Source organism: Citrobacter sp. CRE-46 (genome assembly GCF_059615875.1).
The window spans coordinates 957731-978959 of sequence record NZ_CM184341.1 but is presented as its reverse complement, the minus strand read 5'-3'; the positions used below and the strand labels follow the sequence as shown (position 1 = coordinate 978959).

General features: G+C 53.6%; 18 protein-coding genes. 6 read left to right on the top strand and 12 right to left on the bottom strand.

Features of this window, described 5'->3' with window-relative positions:
• Positions 1-131: 131 nt before the first annotated feature.
• From recC to rppH, 9 genes are all read right to left on the bottom strand, one after another.
• On the bottom strand, positions 132-3503 hold the full coding sequence (recC, locus tag AC534G_RS04730) for an exodeoxyribonuclease V subunit gamma (RefSeq protein ID WP_110496960.1): 3372 nt from the start codon (positions 3501-3503) through the stop codon (positions 132-134).
• A 12-nt stretch (positions 3504-3515) separates the two neighbouring features.
• Positions 3516-3839, bottom strand: a complete 324-nt coding sequence (locus AC534G_RS04725; protein ID WP_038633302.1) for a prepilin-type N-terminal cleavage/methylation domain-containing protein — start codon at positions 3837-3839, stop codon at positions 3516-3518.
• Positions 3824-4231 carry a DUF2509 family protein gene (locus tag AC534G_RS04720; RefSeq protein WP_110496958.1) on the bottom strand — a complete coding sequence of 136 codons (408 nt, stop codon included), beginning with the start codon at positions 4229-4231 and terminating at the stop codon, positions 3824-3826. Before AC534G_RS04720 ends, AC534G_RS04725 begins: the two co-directional genes overlap by 16 nt.
• Complete coding sequence (locus AC534G_RS04715; RefSeq protein ID WP_110496956.1) at positions 4228-4791, bottom strand: prepilin peptidase-dependent protein; 564 nt, start codon at positions 4789-4791, stop codon at positions 4228-4230. Before AC534G_RS04715 ends, AC534G_RS04720 begins: the two co-directional genes overlap by 4 nt.
• Positions 4782-5252, bottom strand: a complete 471-nt coding sequence (locus AC534G_RS04710) for a prepilin peptidase-dependent protein (protein ID WP_038633313.1) — start codon at positions 5250-5252, stop codon at positions 4782-4784. Before AC534G_RS04710 ends, AC534G_RS04715 begins: the two co-directional genes overlap by 10 nt.
• Before the next feature lie 184 nt (positions 5253-5436).
• Positions 5437-6231 carry a thymidylate synthase gene (thyA, locus tag AC534G_RS04705; RefSeq protein WP_038633316.1) on the bottom strand — a complete coding sequence of 265 codons (795 nt, stop codon included), beginning with the start codon at positions 6229-6231 and terminating at the stop codon, positions 5437-5439.
• A gap of 6 nt (positions 6232-6237) precedes the next feature.
• The gene (gene lgt / locus AC534G_RS04700) at positions 6238-7113 is read right to left on the bottom strand and encodes a prolipoprotein diacylglyceryl transferase (protein ID WP_038633319.1); all 876 of its coding nucleotides are present in this window, start codon (positions 7111-7113) and stop codon (positions 6238-6240) included.
• 188 nt (positions 7114-7301) lie between these two features.
• Positions 7302-9548 (bottom strand): phosphoenolpyruvate--protein phosphotransferase, encoded by a 2247-nt coding sequence (ptsP, locus tag AC534G_RS04695; protein WP_038633322.1) that lies wholly within the window; start codon positions 9546-9548, stop codon positions 7302-7304.
• Positions 9549-9560: 12 nt separating this feature from the next.
• Positions 9561-10091 (bottom strand): RNA pyrophosphohydrolase, encoded by a 531-nt coding sequence (gene rppH, locus AC534G_RS04690; RefSeq protein ID WP_003825602.1) that lies wholly within the window; start codon positions 10089-10091, stop codon positions 9561-9563.
• 684 nt (positions 10092-10775) lie between these two features.
• Here rppH and mutH point away from each other — a divergent pair.
• The 4 genes from mutH to AC534G_RS04670 all read left to right on the top strand — a co-directional run bounded on the left by mutH (position 10776) and on the right by AC534G_RS04670 (position 13771).
• Positions 10776-11471: a DNA mismatch repair endonuclease MutH gene (gene mutH, locus AC534G_RS04685; protein WP_496594506.1), complete on the top strand. Its 696-nt coding sequence runs from the start codon at positions 10776-10778 to the stop codon at positions 11469-11471.
• Positions 11472-11546: 75 nt separating this feature from the next.
• A complete protein-coding gene (locus tag AC534G_RS04680; RefSeq protein WP_038633330.1) occupies positions 11547-12260 on the top strand; it encodes a TerC family protein in 714 nt (237 codons plus the stop codon).
• A gap of 145 nt (positions 12261-12405) precedes the next feature.
• Positions 12406-12624, top strand: a complete 219-nt coding sequence (ygdR, locus tag AC534G_RS04675) for a lipoprotein YgdR (RefSeq protein WP_038633333.1) — start codon at positions 12406-12408, stop codon at positions 12622-12624.
• 106 nt (positions 12625-12730) lie between these two features.
• On the top strand, positions 12731-13771 hold the full coding sequence (locus tag AC534G_RS04670) for an NADP(H)-dependent aldo-keto reductase (protein ID WP_038633335.1): 1041 nt from the start codon (positions 12731-12733) through the stop codon (positions 13769-13771).
• Positions 13772-13855: 84 nt separating this feature from the next.
• On the opposite strand, the gene lplT is transcribed toward AC534G_RS04670, so the two are convergent.
• Positions 13856-15049 carry a lysophospholipid transporter LplT gene (gene lplT / locus AC534G_RS04665; protein WP_110496955.1) on the bottom strand — a complete coding sequence of 398 codons (1194 nt, stop codon included), beginning with the start codon at positions 15047-15049 and terminating at the stop codon, positions 13856-13858.
• Complete coding sequence (gene aas / locus AC534G_RS04660; RefSeq protein WP_087856759.1) at positions 15042-17201, bottom strand: bifunctional acyl-ACP--phospholipid O-acyltransferase/long-chain-fatty-acid--ACP ligase; 2160 nt, start codon at positions 17199-17201, stop codon at positions 15042-15044. Before aas ends, lplT begins: the two co-directional genes overlap by 8 nt.
• Before the next feature lie 597 nt (positions 17202-17798).
• Between aas and galR the strand changes: the two genes are divergently transcribed.
• Together galR and AC534G_RS04650 are read left to right on the top strand one after the other, a co-directional pair.
• Complete coding sequence (gene galR / locus AC534G_RS04655) at positions 17799-18827, top strand: HTH-type transcriptional regulator GalR (protein WP_038633343.1); 1029 nt, start codon at positions 17799-17801, stop codon at positions 18825-18827.
• Positions 18828-18840: 13 nt separating this feature from the next.
• Positions 18841-19851, top strand: coding sequence for a LacI family DNA-binding transcriptional regulator (locus tag AC534G_RS04650; protein WP_069324842.1), 1011 nt, complete (start codon positions 18841-18843; stop codon positions 19849-19851).
• Between the two features lie 101 nt (positions 19852-19952).
• On the opposite strand, the gene lysA is transcribed toward AC534G_RS04650, so the two are convergent.
• Positions 19953-21209 (bottom strand): diaminopimelate decarboxylase, encoded by a 1257-nt coding sequence (lysA, locus tag AC534G_RS04645; RefSeq protein ID WP_110496953.1) that lies wholly within the window; start codon positions 21207-21209, stop codon positions 19953-19955.
• Between the last annotated feature and the right edge of the window lie 20 nt (positions 21210-21229).

Genomic DNA, 21229 nt, shown 5'->3' with positions numbered 1-21229 from the left:
CGTATCAATACGTGGCATGAACAGGGCAAGACTTCGTGCTGAACAAGTCAGCATCTTCTCTTTTTAAGAATCAGTCCGTGACAGAATGCGCATCATAGTGGAAGCCATCAAATTGCGCAATTTTTATACAATCATCGGGACTGGTTAAAGCGAAAAATCGGTAACAGATAGCGCTGTGACTGTAAAACAATGCGTTCCAGCGTCTCGGCATCCAGTTGACGCCACAGGCGTTGATACCAGATATCATCGCCTTCGCCACGAACCATCATGTTGCCTTCATAAGCCTGCAAAAACTTACTGCGCGCTTTTTGCAGCGTATCGTCGTCCTCTAACATGGCATCATTTGCAGCGTCATAACAGGTTTTTATCCATGCGCCGCCGCTTTCCGGTAATACCAGCAATGGCGACGACATGCCTTCCCGATATCCCTCAATGAGCTGCGACAAATACAGCAGCGCCTGTTCTGCCGCCAGTGGAGGGAAACGCCATTCCCCGTCTTTGCGCAGGAACAACCGACTCTCTCCCGTACCGCCACTGGCACAATAGACAAGATGTTCCAGCCAAAGTTGCACTCCCTGGGCAATGCTTATTAATGATGGGCGCCAGCGCAACAAACCGTCCTCTTGCACCTGCGGCAGCCAACCGGTGATTTGCACACCGTTACAGATGAGATCAATCTCCATGCTCTGGCAAGGCTGACGGCAGGCAATAATGCGTTCAGCCAGCGACTGCATCTCCTGACGCTGCGTATCCCACAGAATTTCGCCAAATGACCCATAGGGCAGCACGCCTGCCGCACGAAAACGGCGAAACAGTCGTTCAGCATCGTTCTCTTCAACCAGCGTGTTAAGCAATTGCTGATTAAGCTGATAGCGAGTTAATCCTTCCAGAACAAAAGGTTCTGTTTCCGGGATCTCACTTTCTTCAGAACGAAAGTTTACCTGCAAACGCATCTGAAAAAAGGCCCGTACCGGATGAGCCCAAAATCGCTGTAGCGTTTCCAGCGTTAACGTGGCTGGCATTTCAAAGGGGAGAGGCTGCACAAAATCCGTGTGCGCTTTTCCTGACAGGCTCGCCGCAGGCAGCCACTCCCGGGCGTAGCTTTGCTGTTCGCCGGGCTGATAGTTTTGTGCGTCAAAAGGCATGCGGGTATGCAGACAGGTAATGTGCGCTTTTACCCGGGCCTCGCTTTGATCGCAGGTCAACGATTCGTCGCCCGGCAAATAGTGGCTTTGCCCGATGTAATCCATCAGTTCCTGCACCAATACCGACGGGAAGCGTTCGCTGTTATCCTGAATTGAGCGGCCAATGTAGCTGATGTAGAGCGTTTGCTGCGCCGAAATTAATGCTTCGAGGAACAGATAACGGTCATCATCGCGACGGCTGCGATCGCCCCGCATCGGTTTTTGACTCATCAGATCAAAGCCCAGCGGCGCAAGCTGACGCGGATAAACGCCATCGTTCATGCCCAGCAGGCATACAACCTTAAAAGGAATAGAGCGCATCGGCATCAGCGTACAAATGTTAACGGGCCCCGCCAGGAAGCGCTGGCTAATGCGTTCCTGGTCGAGACGCTGCGCCAGCTCATCACGTAGCAAGGAAAGCGGTACGGCATCGCCATACTCAGCCCCCAGTCCTTCAGTAATAATGGCCTGCCACTGCTGTTCAATCAGCGTCATCGCCGCTTCGGTATCCGCATCCGGCAGGAAGAAATCATTAAGCATGTCCCGACAAACAGGCAGCCACTCTTCCAGCGGGCGCTCCTGCGCCAATCCTCGACGCCAGAGATTAAGCTGCATCAGCAACGAGGCCAGATGCCCTACCAGTTCGGCAATCAAACCGCTCGACTCATCATAGGGCAATACCGATTGCCACTCGCCTTGGGCGCTTTCCATCGCATAGCCGAGCAGCATGCGCGTTAAACCAAATTGCCAGGTATGCTGACCCGTTGGCGGAAGTTCCAGCTCACGCACGTTATCGTCGTCAATTCCCCAGCGAATACCTGATTCATTGACCCACAAACGAAGATAGCGCAGACCATCTTCATCAATATTGAAACGTGCCGCCAGAACGGGTACATCGAGTAATGCCAGCACATCCTCAGAGACAAAACGGCTATCCGGCAGCGACAGCAGACTGATAAAGGCCTGCAAGACGGGATGAGACTGACGCGCCCGACGGTCGGAAATCGCATAGGGTAAGTAACGGTCGGCTGGCGCGCTGCCAAAAACCGCCTGAATGAACGGGCTGTAGCTGTCGATATCCGCCACCATCACGATAATGTCGCGCGGCGTCAGCGTGGGATCTGCTTCCAGCATTGCCAGCAGTCGGTCATGAAGAATTTCCACTTCACGCTGAGGGCTATGGCAGACATGGAAAGTCACGCTGGTGTCGTTCACATCAAGCAGTCGTTTGTTGTCGCTCCGGGAATACTCGTCCAGCGTAACGCCCGCCACGGCCCGGCTTTGTAACTCGAGAATATCCGACTGAATGTTATGCAAAAGATTGTCTGGGGTTATATCGACAAACGCATCCAGCTCCTGGCTGTTTTCCAGTTCTGAAAGCAGATAAATATAATCACGTCCCAACTTACCCCACGAGGCCAGCATCGGGTTGCCTACATCCTGCTCACCATCACTGTTAAACAATCCTGCCGCATTCTGAGTATCACGAAACAGCGGCAGGTGACGTTCTTCAAAACTGTGCCGACGCTGACGCGCCAACAGCTTTGCCAGCCAGGCGGGATCTTTAATGTCGCCCCAATAGTAGCGACAAGGGTTGGTAAACAGCAGATGAATATCAATGTGCTTACCCAACGCCTGCAAGGCCTGCAGGTAAACCGGCGGTAGCGCCGAAATTCCGCAAATAAAGACGCGAGAAGGCAGCCCCTGCGGACATTCAGACGCATTTTCCAGGGTGTGAATAAATCGCTGATATAAATTGGCGCGATGCCAGCGCGGTTGGCCCAGTTCTGCGGTGTATTCCACCAGCGCTTTCCACAACGGCGCCTGCCATGCCTGAGCCTCGCCGAGTCCTTCAATCTGGCGCCCCGCTTCCCACTGCGTTAACCAGTCAGGGCGATAAACTAAATACTGATCGAAAAGGTCCGCCGCGCGAGAGGAGAGTTGAAACAGCTTACGTTTATCGGTGTCGTCCGTCAGATAGTGTCGCAGCAGTGCGAAGTCATCGTTATCCAGCAATTGCGGCAGCAGAGTCATTAACTTCCAGCTCATGCTCTGTTTGCTAAACGCGCTCTCTTTCGGGATATCCGGCAGCACGCGCACAAACATATCCCAGATAAAACTCGCGGGTAGCGGGAAATCGATGTTGGCGGCAATACCAAATTTCTGTGCAAGGGTCATCTGTAGCCACTGCGCCATACCGGTGCTTTGCACCAGGATCATTTCCGGCTCAAAGGGATCGTCCAACCGCTCGCGCTCAACGATAAACTCCATTAACGCTTCCAGCACATCCAGACGATTGGAGTGGTAGACCCTTAACATAGCGGCTCCTGACTACTGACGGTTCGGGCAATGCAGACGTGTCATTTGACCTTGCCTGCCCAGAGGTGAAGAAATTTTAACGCTGATGCTGACACATCCTGCTTCCGTTGTCTGCATTCGGTTAACCTGCCAGTTCACAGGTGGTGAAAACGGATACAGCTGGGTTTGCTGCCAGGCGTGACGCCAGAGTTGCTGATACTGGTTTCTGACGATAAAACTGTTCATCAACGCCCGCTGGTATCCCGATAGCGCAGTCACAACCATGATCATCAGCACCATTGCCAGCATCACTTCCGGCAGGCTAAAACCACGTTGTCTGTTCAGGGAGTCAGACATAACGCTACCGCCTTTAACGGACAAAAATCGCTCCAGCCATGCGCCGAAAATTCGATATTGCCATCGATAACCGCTCCCTGACGCCATAACGATACCCCTTCATAATGCGCAATAAGCAGCACGGAAGTCTCAGTAAGTCGTCGCAGGCAAACCGCGACATCCTGCCCGGAATAACGCCGACACTGTAAAGCCGGTTGTAAGCCCCAGGACTGCATGCGTCCCCATTCAATGGCGGATTGCACTACCGCCTGCCGTTGCAAAGACCGACTTTCCGTTGTAACACGCGATGCAAAACTCGTTTCTTGTCGGCTAACACCCTGCAATAACAGGCTGCCGAGCACCAGCAGTAGCAGGACCATCGCCAGGGACGAAACACCTCGCTCACTATTCACAGGTTGAAACCTGTCACACTGTAAAAGGCTTCAATGACTTTTTGCGGTTCGACGTTGCTCACTCCACGCAAACGCAACGTAAGGAGTGGTTGAAATCCGCGAATATTCAGGCGCTCAACCTTAAACGCCTGAATCTCTATCGTGGCTGGATCGGTCATTTTCTTCCACCCTTTGCCATTACAACTCGTTGCTCCTCGCTGGGTCTCCAGGACGTTGTCCTGTAAACGAAATCCGATGGTATCGGACTCTTTCGCGGGAACGCTCTCCCAAATGCCGTTACTGTTGGCATCCCAACGGGCAATGACACAGTCACCCTTAGCCGATATCACCAGTCCCTCTCCGACACAGCTTCCCCGGCAATACCCTGCCCGCTGAAGATGTTTTGCCACGGTATAGACCCGCTGCCATATTTCATCCTCCAGCGCTAGCTGGCGCGTATTGCGCAGGATCTCTCGCTGCAGAGCGGGTAAAAATCGCGCTGCGCTAAGCAGTAAAATGCTGCTAATGACCATAGCAATGAGCACCTCCAGCAGTGAAAAACCCCGCTCGTTTACAGACATGACCTGGCCTCATCGCGCTCGCAAAGCCTGATCCGCCCCCAGCCTGACACCACCACGCGCCATTCGCCTGCCGCATTTTTCAGACGAATATGTCCAGCCCATGCCGTATTGCGCAGCCCATAAAAGGCCAGTGAAGGCGTTATCTCTGCCATTTCGACATCGTCCCAGCGCGGTGCAAACACCAGGGGTGAAGTTGGTTTACACCCGTCTTGTAAAGCCGCAGCACTGACCAGACACCACGATGGCCCATCCTCCATCACGCTTATCACGTGATCGCGGTTACGCCAGTTAGCATCTTCACGTAGTTGCAGCAGGTAGTCCCGCACCTGACAGGCGGTCTGCCACAGGCGCTGTTGCTGTTGCCAGTACTGCCAGCCATACAACCCGGACGCGCCAAGCGCCGCGACAATCAGCATCGCAATCAGGGTTTCGAGAAACGTGTAGCCTTGTTGTTTTTTCATGCCGCCAGTATGGCGTGAGGAAAATGAATAACGAGCGGGAAATTCGGTTTCTACGGCGAGCTACGGGGAATATTTGACGCGTTGCAGAGCGTTGCAATATTTCAGGAACCCGCGCCGAAGAATGAAATGACAGACAAAAAAAACCGACGCGCGAAGGCGTCGGTTGTGACAGCATCAAGCCCGGTTAGATAGCCACTGGCGCTTTAATACCGGGATGTGGATCGTAGCCTTCGATTTCGAAATCTTCGAAGCGATAATCAAAGATAGATTCAGGCTTACGTTTGATGATCAGCTTCGGCAACGCGCGCGGTTCGCGGCTAAGCTGCAGATGCGTTTGATCCATATGATTGCTGTACAGGTGCGTGTCGCCGCCGGTCCAGACAAAATCACCCACTTCAAGGTCGCACTGCTGCGCCATCATGTGTACCAGTAAGGCGTAGCTGGCAATGTTGAATGGCAGACCGAGGAACACATCGCACGAACGTTGATACAGCTGGCAGGAGAGCTTGCCATCCGCCACATAGAACTGGAAGAAAGCATGGCACGGCGCCAGCGCCATCTTATCCAGCTCACCGACGTTCCATGCGGAAACGATGATGCGTCGAGAGTCCGGGTCATTTTTCAGCTGGTTTAGCACCGTGGTGATCTGGTCAATATGGCGACCGTCCGGCGTTGGCCACGCGCGCCACTGTTTGCCATAAACCGGGCCTAAATTACCGTTTTCATCCGCCCATTCATCCCAGATTGAGACGTTGTTTTCATGCAGGTAGGCAACGTTAGTATCGCCCTGCAAAAACCACAGCAGCTCATGAATGATCGAGCGTAAATGGCAGCGTTTGGTCGTAACCAGCGGGAACCCTTCCTGCAGATTAAAACGCATCTGATGGCCAAAAATGGAAAGCGTTCCGGTTCCGGTACGGTCGTTTTTCTTTGTGCCTTCATCCAGCACTTTTTGCATCAGTTCTAAATACTGTTTCATGGTTCCTCAGGAAACGTGTTGCTGTGGGCTACGGCGGTACGCCCAAACCATCATAATAATGCCTGCGACAATCATCGGGATAGAGAGGATCTGTCCCATGCTGATGTACTGCACCCAGGTGCCGGTAAACTGTGCGTCCGGCTGGCGGAAGAATTCAACGATAATACGAAACGCGCCATAACCAATCAGGAACAGACCGGACACCGCCCCCATAGGACGCGGCTTGCGAATGTACAGGTTCAGAATGATAAACAGTACAACCCCTTCCAGCGCCATCTCATAAAGCTGCGAGGCGTGACGCGGCAGCGAGCCGTAGGTATCAAAAATGGACTGCCACTGCGGGTTGGTTTGCAGCAGTAAAATATCTTCGGTACGGGAGCCCGGGAACAGCATGGCATACTTGAAGTTCGGGTCGACGCGTCCCCACAGTTCACCGTTGATAAAATTACCCAGACGCCCTGCGCCCAGACCAAACGGGATCAGCGGAGCGATGAAATCAGAAACCTGGAAGAACGAACGCTTGGTGCGTCTGGCGAAGATAATCATCACCAGAATCACGCCGATAAGCCCGCCGTGGAAGGACATACCGCCATCCCAGACGCGGAACAGATACAGCGGATTATCGAGGAACAATGGGAAGTTATAGAACAGTACGTAACCAATACGTCCGCCGAGGAAAACCCCGAGGAAGCCTGCATACAGTAAGTTTTCTACTTCATTTTTAGTCCAGCCACTGCCCGGACGATTAGCACGGCGCGTCGCCAGCCACATCGCGAAAATAAAACCCACCAAATACATCAAGCCGTACCAGTGAAGCGCGACGGGTCCGATTGAGAAAATGACCGGATCGAAATCCGGAAAATGCAGATAGCTACTGGTCATCTGTCACCACAAGTTCTTGTTATTTCGCTGAAGTCAGACAGCAATTGATAAGCGCGCCTGCATAAAGCAGGCGCTCCAAAGGTGCGAATGATAGCACAAGGGGATCGCAGCGGATGCCGGGAAGATGTAAAAGATCTGTATAGGTAATCTTTCCCCCGTAATGCCTGGCAACGTTACGCTTATCAGGCCTACAGTCCCCCGCGAATCAGCCCCCCCATACCGCGGCGCTCCATAAAGGCCGCCACCTGATGGCGTACTTCTGCCGCCATCTGCGCTTCCAGGCTGCGCTGAGCCAGCGTTTGCGCCTCGCCAAAATCGATATGGCGCAGCAGATATTTAACGCGAGCCACGGATCGACCGTTCATTGATAAATGACGGAAACCCAGGCCGATCAGAATGGCCACGCACATCGGATCGCCCGCCATTTCACCGCATAAGCGCAAATCGATACCGCTTCTTTCGGCTTCTTGCGCAATCATCGCCAGCGCACGTAACATCCCCGGATGCAGGCTGTCATAAATGCTGGCCACCCGCGTATTGTTACGATCAACGGCCAGAATGTATTGGGTGAGATCGTTGGTTCCGACCGAGATAAAGTCTATCCGGTTAGCCAGATGCGGCAACATAAACACCATCGACGGAACTTCCAGCATGATGCCGATGCGCGGTTTCGGGATTGCGTAACCGATCATCTCTTCCACTTCGCGTCCGGCGCGTTCAATCAGGCGTCGCGCTTCGTCCACTTCATCAATACTGGTCACCATCGGCAGTAAAATGCTCAGGTTACCGGTTGCCGCGTTTGCACGCAGCATGGCCCGGACCTGGATCAAAAAGATCTCCGGTTGATCGAGCGTAATGCGGATCCCACGCCAGCCAAGGCATGGGTTCTCTTCACTGATCGGCATGTAGGGCAGCTGTTTATCGGCCCCGACATCCAGCGTCCGCAGAGTCACCGGCTTGTCGTTAAACATTTGCAGCATCCCTTGATACTGCGCAACCTGTTCTTCTTCCGAAGGAAAGCCGCTTTGCAGCATGAAAGGAATTTCTGTGCGATACAGACCAATGCCATCGATCCGACTGCCCAGCTTCTCTTCATGTTCCGGGCTGAGACCCGCATTGAGCATCACCTTCACGCGCTCGCCGCTTTTTAACTGCGCCGGTTGGTTAACGTCATCTTCCGCCAGGCGGCTCAGCTCGATCTCTTCGCTGATAAGGCGCTGGTATTCCTGGACCAATACCGGTTCCGGATCGACCAGCACTTCACCACGATAACCATCCACCACCAACGTTCGACGGTGTAGTACTGACGGCTGGATATCAGCCCCCATGACGGTAGGAATACCCAGCGCACGCACCATAATCGCCGCATGAGAGTTGGCTGCGCCGTCCCGGACAACCACGCCGACTAACCGGTCCTGGGGAAGTTCCGCCAGCGTCGTAGCGGAAAGCTCATCCGCCACCAGCACAAAACGTTCCGGCCAGGCATTCGGTCCCTGGATCGAGTCGTCAAGATGGAACAGCAGACGCTGGCCCAGCGCGCGTAAATCTCCGGCCCGCTCTTTGAGATAGTTATCGCTCAGCGCGGCAAACTGTTCGGCAAATTTTTCGATGATCGTTTTAACGGCCCACTCAGCCACCGAGCCGTTATCCACTTCCGCAAACAGTTCGCGGCGCAGGCGGGTATCAGAAAGCAGGTGCGAGTAGAGATCAAAGATCGCCGCCGTTTCTTTCTGCGCCCCGGCGGTAAAGCGTTTGCTGTAACGGCGGAATTCGTTCGCCGCCTCTTCCAGCGCGCCGGTCAGCCGCTCGCGCTCAAGCACCGGGTCCAGCGTTGAAGCCTGATAGACCTGCTCCATCAGCGGTAGCGTTGCATCCTGCCAGCCTTCGGCAATGGCTACGCCGGGAGCGGCAGGCAATGCACGGATACGCGTTTGCCGGTATTGGCCGAACAGTGCGTTCAGTTGCGACTGGGAAAGTATGGCCGCCATTTGCGTGGCGAGCGTCACCAGGAAAGACTCTTCGCTTTCGTCGTACTGACGTAATTCACGCTGCTGCACCACCAGCACACCTAACAGCTGACGACGCTGAATAATCGGTACGCCTAAGAACGCACGAAAGCGCTCTTCTTTTACCGAAGGAATGTATTTAAAGCTGGGATGTTTTTGCGCATCGGCGAGGTTGATAGGTTCCGCCAGCCTGCCAACCAGGCCAACGATACCTTCATCAAACGCGAGTGCGACGGTGCGACCACGTGGTTTTTTCAGACCTCGTGTCGCCATGAGGTAATAACAACGTCGGTCGTGATCGGCCAGATAGACCGAGCAGACCTCTGTATCCATCGCAAGACAGATGTCGGTAACCAGTATATTGAGCGCCTCATTAAGACGCGGAGCACTGGCCACCTTTTCGACTATTTCGCGCAGGCGGGTGAGCATAATTTGCGTAGCTTAACCTCTTTTACGTCTGTACGCAGGTGCGCTTTGCGGTTTAGGAGTGCTCTCCTGAAGCGCCATGACAACACTTGCGAATTCTTTCATCACCCTGCGATAGACATCGCGTTTAAATGACACCACCTGTCGAACCGGATACCAGTAACTCACCCAGCGCCAGCCGTCGAACTCAGGTGTACTGCTGGTTTGCATATTAATTTCAGCATCGCTGCTGACTAATTGCAGAAGAAACCATTTTTGTTTCTGGCCGATACAAACCGGCTTTGTGTCCCAACGCACCAAACGTTTCGGTAACTTGTAACGCAACCAGTTACGAGTAGAAGCAAGGATCCGTACATCTTTACGGCTGAGACCCACTTCTTCAAAGAGTTCCCGGTACATCGCCTGCTCTGCCGTCTCTCCTGCGTTTATCCCACCTTGTGGGAATTGCCAGGAGTGCTGACCAAATCGCCGGGCCCACATGACCTGCCCCTGGCGGTTACAAATTACTATCCCTACATTCGGGCGGTAGCCATCGTCATCAATCACCGGACTACCCCAACATAAACCTTATATACAAACGATTGTTTCACACTCCTGAGAGGCGGTAAACCACTCTGTTAAGGGTGCGATATTCTAATAACAATTGAATAACTCACAGCGAAGCCCCGAGTTATAAACAGAAGAAGGGCATTCTGGGCGATTTTATTCACCTTTTCTGTGGATATAGTTGTGAAGAAGTACGGAATTACTATGGGAAAACCCAGAACAGTCCGAATAAGACATTCGTCACATATAAAAAATAGTCTTATATATTCATTAAGTTAAAAACGATCGATACCAACGCAAACACATAAATGTGATGTGTGTCACGCACACGATCTTCACGCTGATGAAAGATCGACCAGCGTTGGTTTTATCCACAGATTATGCCAATAAGTTAGGCACAATTTGTGTAAAAATTCGATTTTCGTCGCACGTCAAGGCTGTAAATTGAAACAGTAGTGGGGGTTTTTCACAGTTATCCCATCTTTCTGTGGATAACATGGTGTAAGATCCTGTTCATTGTCAGTGACCAGAATTGGAAAACCTACATTGCTGTTGCGCAACTCCGCGCGCGTGAATATAAAAACCAATATAAATCATATAATTGAATAAAGCATGTGGAAAAAGATAAACTCTGTCCACACGGTATAAAATCATTGCTCATTTTTTCACCTAAGGGTTGACCCGATGCCAGAACTCCATCCGTTACTTTCTCCGCCTGACTCTGAAGCCCAATTGCTGACTCAGGCGCGGCAGCTTGCGGGCTACTCGTTGGGAGAATTGGCGACCATGGCGGGACTCGTCACCCCAAGGGATCTCAAGCGTGATAAAGGCTGGATTGGCGTCCTGCTGGAGATTTGGCTGGGCGCCAGCGCAGGCAGCAAGCCGGAGCAGGATTTTGCGGCGCTGGGCGTAGAGCTGAAAACGATCCCTGTGGACAGTCTTGGCAGACCGCTGGAAACCACCTTCGTATGCGTAGCGCCGTTAACTGGCAATACAGGCGTCACCTGGGAAACCAGCCATGTGCGGCACAAACTTAAACGCGTACTGTGGATCCCGGTAGAGTGTGAACGCAGCATTCCACTGGCTGAACGTCGCGTCGGCTCGCCCTTGCTCTGGAGCCCGAACGACGAAGAAGACCAGCAATTACGGTTGGACTGGGAAGAACTAATGGACATGATTGTGCTAGGCCACGTCGAACGCATCACCGCTCGCCATGGGGAAGTGTTACAACTGCGTCCCAAAGCCGCCAATGCCCGAGCGCTTACCGAAGCGATTGGCGCCCATGGCGAACCCATCCTGACCCTGCCGCGCGGGTTTTATCTGAAAAAGAACTTCACGCGCGCATTGCTTGAGCGGCATTTCTTATTCCAGCCGCAATAGGCACCGTCCGGCCTTTCACCCGCCGCGTTACGGGCCTATAATTACCGCTTCTTTTTTTTGGCAGGACTTTGCTCGATGTTATTTGCATGGATAACCGATCCTAACGCCTGGCTTGCGCTCGGTACGCTGACGCTGCTGGAGATCGTTCTTGGGATCGACAATATTATTTTCCTCTCTCTGGTTGTAGCCAAACTTCCGACAGCGCAACGCAATCATGCCCGACGTATTGGGCTGGCGGCAGCAATGATTATGCGTCTGGCGCTGCTGGCCTCTATCGCCTGGGTAACACGGCTGACAAACCCGTTGTTCGAGGTATTTGGCGAGGCGATTTCGGCGCGCGACCTGATCCTTCTGCTCGGCGGGTTGTTCCTGATCTGGAAAGCCAGTAAAGAGATCCACGAATCCATTGAAGGTGAGGAAGAGGGACTGAAAACCCGTGTCTCTTCATTCCTGGGCGCGATTGTGCAGATCATGTTGTTAGACATTATCTTCAGTCTGGATTCCGTAATTACAGCGGTAGGCTTGTCTGACCATCTGTTTATCATGATGGCGGCGGTGGTGATTGCCGTGGGCGTGATGATGTTTGCTGCTCGCCCAATTGGTGAGTTTGTCGATCGTCACCCTTCAGTGAAAATGCTGGCGCTCTCTTTCCTGATTCTGGTCGGTTTTACGCTAATTCTGGAAAGTTTCGACGTCCACGTTCCGAAAGGATACATCTATTTCGCCATGTTCTTCTCTATCGCGGTAGAGACACTGAACCTGTGGCGTAATAAAAAAAATCCGCTCTGATGAAATCTGTCGCTCCCCGCAAGGGGAGCGAATACCGCGCCGGACCTACCTCTTCTCACAGTTTAAGATTTTACTGCTTTCGTCATGCATAACTTCGCGTTATTACTAAACTATTGTCAGACGCAGGCCATGAGAGGATAAGCAGATGAAAAAATGGGCAGTTTTGATTTCCGCCGTAGGACTGGCTTTTGTAGTTTCTGGGTGCAGCAGCGATTATGTAATGGCGACAAAAGATGGCCGAATGATCCTGACCGACGGAAAACCAGAGATTGACGACGATACCGGTCTGGTGAGCTACCACGATCAGCAAGGCAATGCGATGCAGATCAACCGCGACGATGTATCTCAAATCATTGAACGCTGATGGTTGAGGTCAGCAGCGCGCTGGCCTTAACAATTTTACTTCCCTTTTTCTCTTCCCTCAGCCATTTTTATAATCCTTATGTTGTGATTATAAAAAGGAAACGGCTATGCAATATCACCGTATACCCCACAGCTCGCTGGAAGTCAGTACACTGGGGCTGGGCACAATGACGTTTGGTGAACAAAACAGCGAAGCCGACGCCCATGCACAGCTCGATTATGCCGTGGCACAAGGCATAAATTTGATCGACGTTGCCGAGATGTATCCGGTACCGCCGCGTCCTGAAACCCAGGGGCTCACCGAAACTTACGTGGGCAACTGGCTAGCCAAACACGGTAGCCGCGAAAAGCTAATCGTGGCGTCGAAGGTCAGTGGGCCATCACGTAACAACGACAGCGGCATTCGACCAAATCAGGCGCTGGACCGTAAAAATATCCGTGAAGCGCTGCACGACAGTCTGAAAAGACTGCAAACCGATTACCTGGATCTGTATCAGGTTCACTGGCCGCAGCGCCCCACCAACTGCTTTGGTAAGTTAGGCTACAGCTGGACGGACTCCGCGCCGGTCGTCTCCCTGCTGGATACGCTGGACGCGCTGGCTGAGTTTCAGCGCGCGGGAAAAATTCGCTACATCGGCGTTTCCAATGAAACCGCGTTTGGCGTGATGCGTTATCTGCATCTGGCGGACAAACACGATCTGCCGCGCATCGCCACTATCCAGAATCCCTACAGCCTGCTGAACCGTAGCTATGAAGTTGGACTGGCAGAAGTCAGCCAGTACGAAGGGGTTGAACTACTGGCCTATTCTTGCCTGGGCTTCGGTACGCTAACCGGTAAGTATCTGAACGGCGCGAAGCCTGCCGGCGCACGTAATACGTTGTTTAGCCGTTTCACACGCTACAGCGGTGAGCAAACGCAAAAGGCCGTTGCAGCCTATGTGGATATCGCGAAACGCCATAATCTGGATCCTGCGCAAATGGCGCTGGCATTCGTGCGTCGTCAGCCGTTTGTCGCCAGCACCCTGCTGGGAGCAACGACGATGGAGCAGTTAAAAACCAACGTTGAAAGCCTGCATCTGGCGTTGAGCGAAGAAGTTCTGGCCGAGATTGAAGCGGTGCATCAGGTGTATACCTATCCTGCACCATGACGGTTAGTGCCTGATGGCGCTACGCTTATCAGGCCTACAGAAAGCATTCCCTGTAGGCCCGATAAGGCAACTACACGTCACAGACTAATGGCGGCGCTGCCAAATCCATAGCGCCGCAATCGCCAATGCGAACAACGCGCCAAACCCTATACCAATCGCTACCGCCGGGATCCCCACCAGCACCGCCAGCGAGTAAATACCCAACATCAGCAGCATCGCGCTGTTTTCACCCAGGTTTTGCACCGCAATCGCATTACCCGCACCGACACTTTTCTTGCCCCGCTCCTGTAACAACGCATTCAGCGGCACCACAAAGAACCCGCCTGACACGCCGATAAGCATCAGCAACGCGTAGGCCGGAAGCAGCGCATGTTGCAGCGAGAAGATCAGCACCACGACGCCAATCAGGATCCCCGCAGGCATACAGCGCGACACGGTTTCCAGCGTCACCAGCTTCGCCGCCGCACCCGCGCCGACCACAATCCCAATCGCCACCATGGCATTCAGGTAAGTAGGTGTGGCGTTATCGGTGATGCCCAGCGCCACCGGCACCCACAGCACCAGCAGAAAACGCAGCGTGACGCCAGCGCCCCAAAAGAGGCTGGTTCCCACCAATGAGAAACGCGTTTCACCGTTACGCCACAGCGAAATGGCCGCACAGAAAAAACTGCGGGTCATTTTCCCCAAATGCCAGGACTGGCCAGGGCGAGCCGCGGCCAGCTTCGGGATAAACAGGTTAGCCACCACGGCGCCCGCATAGGCCAGCGCACAGGCAGAAAGCGCAGCAATCACGTGCCAGTCGGCCAGCACGCCCCCCGCCACAGAACCGAGTAAAATCGCGGCAATGGTGGAGGCTTCCATCAGGCCGTTAGCTTTCACCAGTTTGTCGCCAGTGGTCAGTTCACCGAGAATGCCATACTTGGCTGGTGAATACGCCGCCGCGCCGATCCCCACCAGCGTATAGCCGAGAAACGGATTAACGCCGAAGCAAATACTCGCCGCGCCCAGCAGTTTCATGCCGTTAGCGAACATCATCACCCGGCCTTTGGCAAAGCTGTCTGCCACCTGCCCGACAAAGGGCGCAAACAGGATGTAAGCGCCCACAAACACCATTTGCAGGATTGGCTGACTCCAGTCCGGATAAAATTGTTCCTTAAGCAAAGCCAGCGTGGCGAACAGTAAGGCGTTATCGCCAAACGCCGACAGGAACTGCGCGGCGATAACGGACATCATCCCTTTGGACCAGATAGAAGTGTTAGTGTGCACTGACTCACTCATGTTGTTTTTCCGGCTCATCGACCCAGCTTTTCAGCGTGACAAAATCCGGCTTACCGCTGCCGAGTAATGGGAGTTGTTTCAGGTGGCGAATATCCCGCGGCACGGCAAGTTCAGGCACGCCGTGCGCTCGCGCATACTGCTGCAGTTTTTCGCGCGTCAGTTCACTGTCGGTGGTGAACAGCACCAGCGCCTCGCCTTTGCTGGCATCGCTTTTGATCGCCGTGGCGTGCATTTTATCCGCAGATACCGCCAGCGCCAGTTGCTCAACCATTTCCAACGAGACCATCTCTCCGGCAATTTTAGCAAAACGCTTGGCGCGTCCCTGGATCTGCACAAAGCCGTTTTCATCAAAGCGCACGATGTCTCCGGTGTCATACCAGCCGTGCTCAATCTCGCCCTGCGCATTTTCTGCCGTCGGCACTTCCAGCACGCCGGGTTTTTCGACGCGCAAATAGCCGCTCATAATATTAGGGCCTTTTAGCTGTAAACGCCCTCCGTCCTCAATGCCTGGAACAGCTAACAATCGGGCATCCATACCGGGCAAGATGCGCCCTACCGTTCCTGATTTCGCCGCCATCGGCACGTTGATCGACACCACTGGCGCACATTCCGTCACGCCATAGCCTTCAAGGACGCGCAGACCAAATTTCTCCTGCCACAGCTGTTTTGTGGTGTCTTGCAGTTTTTCCGCTCCCGCCACCACATAGCGCAGACGGTGAAAATCATAGGGATGCGCGAAACGCGCGTAGTTGCCAAGGAACGTTGACGTACCAAACAGTACGGTGCAGTTCCGGTCGTAGACCAGCTCCGGCACAATGCGGTAATGCAGCGGGCTGGGATAAAGAAACACTTCTGCGCCGGTCAGCAGCGGCGTGAATAATCCCACCGTCAGACCAAAGGAGTGAAATAGCGGCAACGCAGACATAAAGCGGTCGTCGGCGGTGAAATCGGCGATGGTTTTAATCTGCTCGACGTTCGCCAGAATGCTCTTGTGGCTGTGTACCACACCTTTCGGATGACCTTCCGAGCCAGAGGTAAAGAGGATTACCGCGGCCTCTTCCGGCTGCTGTTTCACCTGCGCCAGATGCGGCGCCAGCAGGTGTGAGAAAATCCACAGCTTATCGCTAAACGTCACATCGGCTTTCAGGTCTTCCAGGTAAACCCAGCGCACCTGGGTGAGCTGCTCCGGTAAATGCCAAAGTTTGCCTTTATCGAGAAACTGTCGGGAAGTGAAGATAGTTTTGATTTCTGATGCAGTAATGGCGCTGGTTAGCCCTTTTACACCTGCTGTATAGTTCATCATCGCCGGAATACGTCGACGCGCAATAGCGCCAAAAATGACCGCCGCGCTGATCCCCGCATTTGGCAGCATCAGGCCAATTTTTTCACCCTCAGAGGTATATTTTTCCAGAATACGGGCCACAAACAGCGTCTTAGTCAGCAGTTTACGGTAGCTGTCCGGCGTAAAGTTAACATCTTCAATGCAGTTTTTGCCTGCGCCATAGCGATATTTCGCCGCCAGCAGAGACTCATAAAGCGTTTCACGCGGACGTACCGCCATGCGCGCTTCCATCATAATTTGATGCAGCATTTCACCCGCGATTTTGCGGCGATCGCGAGCACGCGGCGCTTCCGGCATCGGCATATGGGTCGGCGGCAGGATGTGCAAGCGAATACGCGGGAAGAATCGCTGTTTAACCAGACCTTTCAGGCGACTAAAGCGTGACAGCTCCGCGCCTTCGATACGCACAGGAACCACCGTGGCCCCTGACTTTGCCGCGACAAACCCGGCGCCGTCATAGATTTTCATCAATGAACCGGTGGTCGAAATACGCCCTTCCGGGAAAATAACCACCGGACGCCCCTGCTCGACCAGGCGAACCAGATGTTTAATCGACATCGGTTTGGTCGGGTCTAACGGCACGAAATCAATCAGCGGGGTCAGCCAGCGCATATACCATTGCTGACTAATAGAGGTGTAAACAGCAAAAACGGGGCGGATCGGTAAAAAAAGCGCCAGCAGGATGCCGTCGATAAATGAGACATGGTTGGGAGTAATTAGAACGCGTTCTCCCTGTAGCGCGCTGATATCGCCCGTGACGCGAACGCGGAAAAGCACGCGAAACAGATTACGAAAAAAGCCAAATAGCATCTCAACTCCCTGTGCCATTAATTACATAAACATTAATGGTGAGAGAGTATACGAGTTGGGGAATGGGCGCGACAGGTAACTGGTGAATACAATCCGAAAAAAAACCTGCGCATCCGCGCAGGTCGGTGCAAGAGACAGGTACGAAGTGCGTACCGAATAATCTCACCAATCAATACCTCTGGGATCTTGATTGTGGTCGTCAGCAGCCAGATACGCCAGTGCGAAAACGCAAAGGAATGAACCCAAATGCAACGAGTTGTGTAAATTATCGGTTACTGTTACAGATAGGCCGAAGACAAAAAAAAACCTGCGCATCTGCGCAGGCTGGTGTAAATCTAGTGATCAACCCGAAAGTTGATTTCACCTATCAATACCTCTGGGATCCCAACTTTAGCAATCTGCTCAGTGCCCTCACCAGCAAACAATCGCAACAGCACATCGCAAAGTGTAAGTAAAAATTAGTGTTTTCTATTTTCTGTCTTACTTCGCTCGCGCGCGCTCACATTTGCGACGTCCTGACAGGCAATCTGCTTGAACAGCCAGCCGTTTTCCGTAACACTGACACAATGTAAGCGTTTACCCACAACAGGTACTATCATGGCGACCATAAAGGATGTAGCCCGACTAGCTGGTGTATCAGTCGCCACCGTTTCTCGAGTGATTAATGATTCCCCCAAAGCCAGCGAAGCATCGCGTCTGGCCGTAACGAGTGCAATGGAATCACTCAGCTACCACCCCAACGCCAACGCGCGTGCGCTGGCGCAACAATCTACCGAAACCGTCGGACTGGTGGTTGGTGATGTGTCAGATCCATTTTTTGGGGCAATGGTTAAAGCTGTCGAGCAGGTGGCCTATAACACCGGTAATTTTTTACTGATCGGCAACGGCTACCATAATGAACAGAAGGAACGTCAGGCAATTGAACAGCTTATTCGCCACCGCTGCGCTGCGCTTGTTGTCCACGCCAAAATCATCCCGGATGCAGATCTGGCTTCATTAATGAAGCAAATCCCCGGCATGGTATTGATCAACCGAATTCTGCCAGGATTCGAACAACGCTGCGTTGCCCTCGATGACCGCTTCGGCGCGTGGTTGGCTACCCGACACCTTATTCAGCAGGGCCATACCCGTATCGGTTATCTGTGCTCCAATCACACCATTTCAGATGCGGAGGATCGCCTGCAAGGCTATTACGATGCGCTGACGGAGAGCAATATACCGATTAACGATCGGCTGGTGACCTTTGGCGAGCCGGATGAGAGTGGCGGTGAGCAGGCCATGACCGAGTTGCTTGGCCGTGGTAAAAACTTCACGGCTGTAGCCTGCTATAACGACTCAATGGCGGCTGGCGCGATGGGCGTGTTAAATGATAACGGCATTGATGTACCAGGCGAAATTTCCCTGATCGGCTTCGATGATGTGCTGGTTTCCCGCTATGTGCGTCCACGTTTGACCACGGTACGCTATCCGATAGTGACGATGGCGACCCAGGCCGCTGAACTGGCGCTGGCGCTGGCGGAGAAGCGACCTGCGCCTGAAATCACCCACGTATTTAACCCAACTCTGGTGCGCCGCCATTCCGTTTCGACGCTGACAGAGCCGGGCAATTCTTCGTCAAACGATTAACCAGGATAGCGTCATGACCACGATGTTGGACGTTTCACGACACGCTGGCGTCTCAAAAGCGACCGTTTCGCGCGTGCTGAATGGTACGGGTCAGGTAAAAGAGAGCACGCGCCAGAAAGTGTTTAAGGCCATGCAGGCACTTGATTATCGACCCAATTTTTTAGCGCGTTCTTTAGCGAACCGTACCAGCAATAGCATTGGCCTGGTGGTTTCCACGTTTGATGGATTCTACTTTGGCCGCCTGCTGCAACAGGCTTCGCGCCAGACGGAATCTCACGGTAAGCAGTTGATCGTCACCGACGGTCACGACACGCCGGAGCGTGAACAAGAAGCCGTGCAAATGCTGGCCGACAGGCAGTGTGATGCCATTATTCTCTATACCCGTTATATGAGTGAGCAGGCGATTATGTCACTGATGAACAGCATTGCTATGCCGTTGCTGGTCATTAACCGTGATGTCAGTCAGGCCCGCGATCGCGCGATTTTCTTTGAACAGGAAGAAGCCGCGTTCCAGGCGGTCAATTATCTGATCTCCCAGGGGCATAGCGATATTGCCTGCATCACCGTGCCGGGCCATACCCCTACCGGTAAATCACGTTTGATGGGATATCGTAAAGCGCTGGAAAAAAACGGTATTCCCTGGGATCCCGGCAAGGTTAAATACGGCGATTCAACGATGACGCGTGGCTATGAAGCCTGTCGTGAGCTGCTGGAGGAAGGGGTGACATTCAGCGCCCTGTTCGCCTGTAACGATGACATGGCATTAGGTGCATCAAAAGCGTTGCATCAGGCTGGCCTGAAGATCCCGACGGACGTCTCGCTGTTTGGTTTTGACGATGCGCCCAGCGCTAAATGGCTGGAGCCGGGACTCTCTACCGTCTATCTGCCGATTGACGCCATGATAACAACGGCAATTGACCAGGCTATCCGTCTGGCCAACGGTGAGAGCGTAGAGCCGATCCCACCGTTTACTGGCAAACTGGTGTTGCGGGAATCGGTGACAACGGGGCCATATTACAAATAGTGCCGGATGGTGGCGCAAGCACCTTATCCGGCCTACAACCCCACAGAGAGTTTCGTAGGCCGGATAAGCGTAGCGCCATCCGGCTTTTCACAACGCTGTATTCAGATTAATTCCAGCGCCAGTAGCTCATCAATAGTCTGACGACGACGAATCAGTCGCGCCACGCCGTTATCAAACAACACCTCCGGCAGCAGCGGGCGGCTATTGTAGTTTGACGACATTGACGCGCCGTACGCCCCGGTATCATGCAGCACCAGATAATCCCCCGGCACCACCGCTGGCAGCAGACGGGTTTCAACATTTCCGCCTTCCTGCTGGGTAAAGACGTCGCCGGACTCACACAGCGGCCCGGCTACTACGGTTTCTATTTGCGCGGCTTGGTCCAGAGAACGGCCATCCCCCGCCAGTGCAGAGATATGGTGATAGCTACCGTACATCGCCGGGCGCATCAAATCGTTGAAGCCTGCGTCAATCAGCACAAAGTGACGGCTGCCCATCGCTTTTACGCTGCGCACCTGCGCCACCAGCACGCCGGATTCCGCCACCAGAAAACGGCCCGGTTCGATCTCCAATTTAACAGCGTGACCCAAATGACGCGCAATTTGATCGCGCGCGGCGTTCCATAACCCAAAATAATGATCGGTGTTGATGGCCTCTTCGCCCTCACGGTATGGGATCGACAGCCCGCCGCCCGCGGAGATCGCCTCCAGATCCTGACCAAACTCGACAACCTGACGCACCATCGCGCCGCATACCTGTTCCAGATGGCCGTAGTCGACGCCGGATCCGATATGCATATGAATGCCCACCAGCTTCAACTGATAGCGCTGGATCACTTCCAGCGCCGCCGGTAGATCGCTGTACCAGATACCGTGTTTGCTGTTCTCGCCGCCGGTGTTGGTTTTCTGACTATGTCCATGACCAAAGCCAGGGTTAACGCGTAGCCACACGCGATGGCCCGGCGAAAGCTGACCCAGTTGCTCCAGCATATCCACTGAACCGGCATTAACCGGAATGCTCAATTCATGCACCCGGGCGAGCGTCGCGCCATCGATCATATCGGCGGTAAAGACAATCTCATCTTTTCCCGGCTCAAAACCCGCCGCCAGCGCGCGTTCAATTTCGCCCAGCGAGACGGAATCGACCTTCACGCCCTGCTCGCGCATCAGGCGCAGAATATGAATATTTGAGCATGCCTTCTGGGCAAAACGCACCACGTCAAACTGGCTCAGTTTGGCAATCTGCGCGCGGATAATCTGCGCATCATACACCCACACCGGGCAGCCAAATTCAGCGGGCAGGCGTAGCAGGTTGTCGGCGGTGAGATCGGTATCAGTGCTGTTGAGTGGGCGTGGCATGGTGTGCTCCGGTATTGGCT